Raw genomic sequence first — 4,316 nt, 5'->3', positions numbered from 1 at the left:
CTATTGAGTTGGGCGATCCGCGTATTGATGTGCTTTTTTTGGTGGTGGTTAAAAAGCCTTTGGAGAGTGCGTGTCAAAAGCCCCAAACCCTTCTTTAATGAGCTCACTAAAACCCTGCTGGATGCTGAGCATTCTCTGCTTGATTGCCTGTTGGGCGATCTCTTTGTGCATTTTATAATCCTGCTGGGCCTTAGCCAAAGGAAAAGGCAAATGGAGCGGGTCGTAATGGGTGTTCCCGGCCTTAAAGCGGTGTTGGGTGTTGTTGATCTGTTCGGCAAAGAAATTAGGGCCCTTGGTCCCATTGATGCCCTTCATGCAATTTGGGGCCTCCAGCCCGGCACGATAGCCTAGCCCTCCGGGGTTTTCATCTTTGTAGATCACCCCCTCAGGGAAGATCGCATAGGCGTTAAAAATCAGATCATGGGCAATAGAGTGTTCTAAAGTGCTTTGAGAGTGTTGGGATAGGCTTGTGGACTCTTTGAGCGCGCCCTCTAGCTGGACATTAAAGCCCTGCGCGCTAGAAGCATAATCGCTTATGATACTGCTGGTGATCGTCCCTGCGATCGTGGCGATCGCCCCGATGATGGATGTGGTCATTAAGGCCACCCCTGCTGGGCTAGCTAGCCCCAAAGAGAACACGCTAACAATAGCCCCCATGACCACCCCTCCGATCGCCTGCAAAAGGGCCCCAATAAAGGCCAATAAATTCCCCCCCTTAAACGCATCGCTGAAAACCTGAAAATGCGAGTCGGCCTCGGCTATGGCGTATTTTAGAGCTTGGTTGTCTAAAACCCAATCTTCAATGTCTAGGCGGTATTGATCTCTAATGCGGGTGTATTCTTTTAAATGGGCTTGGTATTTCTCCCTAGCCCAATTCTTATACTTGGGGTCGCTTCTGTCCCAAATTAAAGGCATTATTCAAGGGGGTTTTTAAATTCCACTTGAAAGACTTCTTGCAAGTCTTGAGCCTTGGCAAGGTTGTTGCGCAAAGTTTGGGTATAGCCCATCAAGGTGGCCAATTTAGAAAAATAGGCTTGGTGCTTGCTCAAAATCTTAGCCGCCAGCGCGCTCTTTGTTTCCTTCCTAGCCAAAGCTAGCGCGTCTAAAAAGGGCGTGGGTTTGCTAGGGTCTGTGTTGAAAAGCTGGGCTTCTTGGTATTGCAGCTCATAGCTCATAGATTCCTCAAGGGGGACATGTTCGCTCTGCGCGGCGTTAAAAGCCGCTTCAAAAGCCAAATTAATATAAGCTAGTTGGGTGGCTTTGGCTTCCTCTAAACTCATGGGGACTAGCTTCCCCTCCTGCACTCTACCCCCGATTTTATAGTGGCGCTCTTGGCCTTGGGGTAAAGCGATGAGCTGGATGTCCTTAGGGTTGAATTGGGGCAAACTCTCCCCCTTGAAAATGTCGGCGATCTGGTTGTCTTGGATCAGGGCGTAGTAAAGATCAGCTTGGCAACATCCTAAATCGCATTCTTGTGGGTTAGAGGCCAATTCTAAGATGTGTTGCTCATGGGCCTCTAGGGCGGCTTGTTCTTCTGGGGTGAGTTCCATCTAGTCTCCTTGTGTTTCTAGTCCGACAATGCGCACATAGCCATCTTTTTGCATCTTTTTAAGGGCTTTTGCCACCTGTGGGCGCAAGTGCACGGGGCTAAAATAGGGGTTGTAAAAGCGGTATTCCATCGTGCTTTTAGATAGGCCATAGGCCGCCCCAAAGGCCTTTACATCCCCAAAGTCCTTTAAGATGCGCGCGTGTTCAAAAATAAGATGGGGGTTAGGGTTCATCATGCTTGCAAAGAATCTAAGACGCGCACGTACCCTGCTTCCACTAAAGCCTGCATGTGGGCTCTGCATGCGCGGCTTTTAAAGCCATGGGCTAGACGCTGTTGGTAACGCACACGGCCCATCAAATAGCTATAAGGAATGTTAAAATGCCGCCCCAAAGACGCTAACGAGTCAAAATCCGCATGCACTTTAGGCAAATCAAAGACCAAATACTTTTTATACATTCTGTTCTCCTTTTTTAAGGATTAAACCCAAAAACCCCCGCGTGAATCAAGGGTTAAAAAAGCGCGATGCGTTATAATATCTGTGTTAAATTGGGTGAAAACGCGCCCTTTCAACTTAAGTACAACAAAGGAGAGACCGATGTACGCCCTAGCCTTTGATTTAAAAATTGAGAATCTCAAACAAGAGTACGGCACGCCTTATAATAAGGCCTATGATGATGTGCGTCAAGAATTAGAGGCCTTGGGGTTTAAATGGACTCAAGGCTCCTTATACATCAGCCCGGAGCACAACGCCCTAGCCCTGATCTATAAGGCCATTGCCAAACTCTCTAGCATTGAATGGTTTAAAAAGAGTGTGCGCGACATCCGTGCTTTTAAAGTAGAAGATTTTAGCGACTTCACTGACATTGTGCGGGGCTAAACCTCCAAATGGTGCGCGCTAGGGTATTTTTGCCACTCTGAGCCCTTTAATTTCTTAGCCCCCTGTGTGGGGCTAGCCCCTTGAGCCTGCTCTTTGGCTTGGGCCTGAGAGATTTCCTCACTAGTGGTGTGCGCCTCTACTAACGCGCCCTGTTGGCTATATTTCTGCGCCTTGGCCTGTAACTCCATGATCTGGGCTTGGATTTTTTGCAACTCCAAAGCCTGCATCTGTTGGTTATAGGGGGCTTGCTCTTGGGCTTGTTGTTCTTGCTGGGCTTGGGCTTGGGAAATGACCTCCATCACATCAGCCATAATGGGGCTGTCCATATCCTTCAAAATCAAGGGCAATAACATAGGCACTAGATCGGGCCTAATGGGGCTAACCACTTTGAGCAGTTCGTTCCAATGGCTAAAACGTTCGTCCTTGCTCTCTGTCTTGAGTTGCGTTTTATAAATCAAGTCAAATTTACAGGGTTTGATGGCGTTGTGCTCTCCATCATTGATGGAGAAGTAGCGATCGCCCACTTTAGGGTCCACAATTCTAAACACCTGCTTTTTAGTGAAATAATGGCTAATCAGAGAGACGGCCAATTCGTAGATAAGCCTGTCCATGTCATCGCTGGCTTTTAAAAAGGTTTGTAGGCCCATCAGCCCGCTCTCTTTGCGCTGGGCGATGGCTACCCCGCTTTGGCGGTTACTGGCCATGCCCAGACTTTCGTCATTCAAGCCGGCTAACACCTTTAATAATTGGCGCTTTTGCTCGGCCTTCTGGCTAAGGGCTGCTATATCGGCTTGGTTGTTTAAGAATTGCACTTTACTATCTTTTAAAGCCCCCGGTCTGACTTTCACAATGGCATTATCTAAACTCATTTGCTCCACAAACTCATCAATGTTGAGCACGCTGTCCTCTTCAAACATGGCCTTAAAAGAGCCCATCATATTCCCCATGCGATTCTCCGCATAATTGATATAGTCCTGCATGGGTTTAATATCCCTAAAAAGCCCGTAGTAATGGTTATGCTCGTCTGTGTAAAACTTGGCCACCACAAAGGGGTGTAGCCCATTTTTAAAGGGCTTTGCCTCAAATTTGTAGATTCCCCCCACTTCGCTCCACAAATAGCGATTCCACACCCAAGTATTGCCCAACAACTCTTTCACCCAACTCTCTATGATCAAAGCTAGGCGTTCTTGATGGCTAGAATGCTTATACACCACTTCCACCCCGGGTAAGATGGCTTCAATGCTAGGCCTATCCATCCAGAGCATCTTATGAAACCTGCGCGCATCTAGGGCGTTAGAATCCGTACTAAAATAATCAATGAGGAAACTTTGGGGATTCAAGGTCTTTAATTCTATGTCCACATTCCCCTCTGCATCGCTCAAAGCCCATAATTCTACCACCCCCAATCCCCCCATGATCAAGTCCTTATCCCTCTTGATCATCTCCTTATCATAGTTGCGCTTTTGGTTAAAATATTTTAACAAGTCATTCAACAAGTCCGCTAGAGGCTTGTCTTCTTCTTGACGGGGGCTTAGGCGCACTTCTTGAATGCTCTGTATTTTATAGCCTAAAATCTTATTCACCAGCATTTTATAAATATTTTCCACTATGGGTGTCTGCCCACGTTGCTCAATGATGTGTAGCACATCGGGGGGTAACTGGTTGCCATGGTAATAGGCCATGGACTGCTTGAACTCCTCAATGCTTGATCTGCTGGCTTCTAAATCCTGCTTAAAACCCTGTTTTAACAATTCAAAATCTAACATGATGACTCTTTCTTTTAGCGCCGGGTTAGACCCGACTGCGCGCCGCCGTGCGCAAGTGCCATACTAGTACAATTCTAAAAAGCTTTCAAGGGTTAAAGGCCTCAAAGAGGGGGAAAAGAGGCCG

Annotated in this window: 6 protein-coding genes; 1 reads left to right on the top strand and 5 read right to left on the bottom strand. The window is 47.3% G+C overall.

Features of this window, described 5'->3' with window-relative positions:
• Nucleotides 1-48: 48 nt before the first annotated feature.
• From EAO38_RS09030 to EAO38_RS08235, 4 genes are read right to left on the bottom strand one after another with little or no spacing between them, the layout of a single operon-like run.
• A complete protein-coding gene (locus EAO38_RS09030) occupies nt 49-915 on the bottom strand; it encodes a hypothetical protein (protein WP_205588386.1) in 867 nt (288 codons plus the stop codon).
• Nucleotides 915-1,550 carry a hypothetical protein gene (locus EAO38_RS08245; protein ID WP_121022817.1) on the bottom strand — a complete coding sequence of 212 codons (636 nt, stop codon included), beginning with the start codon at nt 1,548-1,550 and terminating at the stop codon, nt 915-917. The genes EAO38_RS09030 and EAO38_RS08245 overlap by 1 nt, the downstream gene beginning before the upstream one ends.
• Nucleotides 1,551-1,781 carry a hypothetical protein gene (locus EAO38_RS08240; protein ID WP_121022815.1) on the bottom strand — a complete coding sequence of 77 codons (231 nt, stop codon included), beginning with the start codon at nt 1,779-1,781 and terminating at the stop codon, nt 1,551-1,553.
• Nucleotides 1,781-2,005 carry a hypothetical protein gene (locus tag EAO38_RS08235; protein WP_121022813.1) on the bottom strand — a complete coding sequence of 75 codons (225 nt, stop codon included), beginning with the start codon at nt 2,003-2,005 and terminating at the stop codon, nt 1,781-1,783. The genes EAO38_RS08240 and EAO38_RS08235 overlap by 1 nt, the downstream gene beginning before the upstream one ends.
• Before the next feature lie 139 nt (nt 2,006-2,144).
• Between EAO38_RS08235 and vapD the strand changes: the two genes are divergently transcribed.
• Nucleotides 2,145-2,426, top strand: coding sequence for an endoribonuclease VapD (gene vapD / locus EAO38_RS08230; RefSeq protein WP_121022811.1), 282 nt, complete (start codon nt 2,145-2,147; stop codon nt 2,424-2,426).
• Here vapD and EAO38_RS08225 read toward each other — a convergent pair.
• Complete coding sequence (locus EAO38_RS08225; protein WP_121022808.1) at nt 2,423-4,192, bottom strand: portal protein; 1,770 nt, start codon at nt 4,190-4,192, stop codon at nt 2,423-2,425. The genes vapD and EAO38_RS08225 overlap by 4 nt on opposite strands.
• Between the last annotated feature and the right edge of the window lie 124 nt (nt 4,193-4,316).

This window comes from Helicobacter vulpis (assembly GCF_003660395.1).
Classification (GTDB): Bacteria; Campylobacterota; Campylobacteria; order Campylobacterales; family Helicobacteraceae; genus Helicobacter; species Helicobacter vulpis.
Note: the sequence above shows the minus strand (reverse complement) of the source record. Positions and strands in the feature narration are given on the sequence as shown.

Coding starts and splice junctions, on each gene's coding strand:
- EAO38_RS08235 (WP_121022813.1), bottom strand. CDS start 2,005: ATGTATAAAAAGTATTTGGTCTTTGATTTGCCTAAAGTGCATGCGGAT.
- EAO38_RS09030 (WP_205588386.1), bottom strand. CDS start 915: ATGCCTTTAATTTGGGACAGAAGCGACCCCAAGTATAAGAATTGGGCT.
- vapD (WP_121022811.1), top strand. CDS start 2,145: ATGTACGCCCTAGCCTTTGATTTAAAAATTGAGAATCTCAAACAAGAG.
- EAO38_RS08240 (WP_121022815.1), bottom strand. CDS start 1,781: ATGAACCCTAACCCCCATCTTATTTTTGAACACGCGCGCATCTTAAAG.
- EAO38_RS08245 (WP_121022817.1), bottom strand. CDS start 1,550: ATGGAACTCACCCCAGAAGAACAAGCCGCCCTAGAGGCCCATGAGCAA.
- EAO38_RS08225 (WP_121022808.1), bottom strand. CDS start 4,192: ATGTTAGATTTTGAATTGTTAAAACAGGGTTTTAAGCAGGATTTAGAA.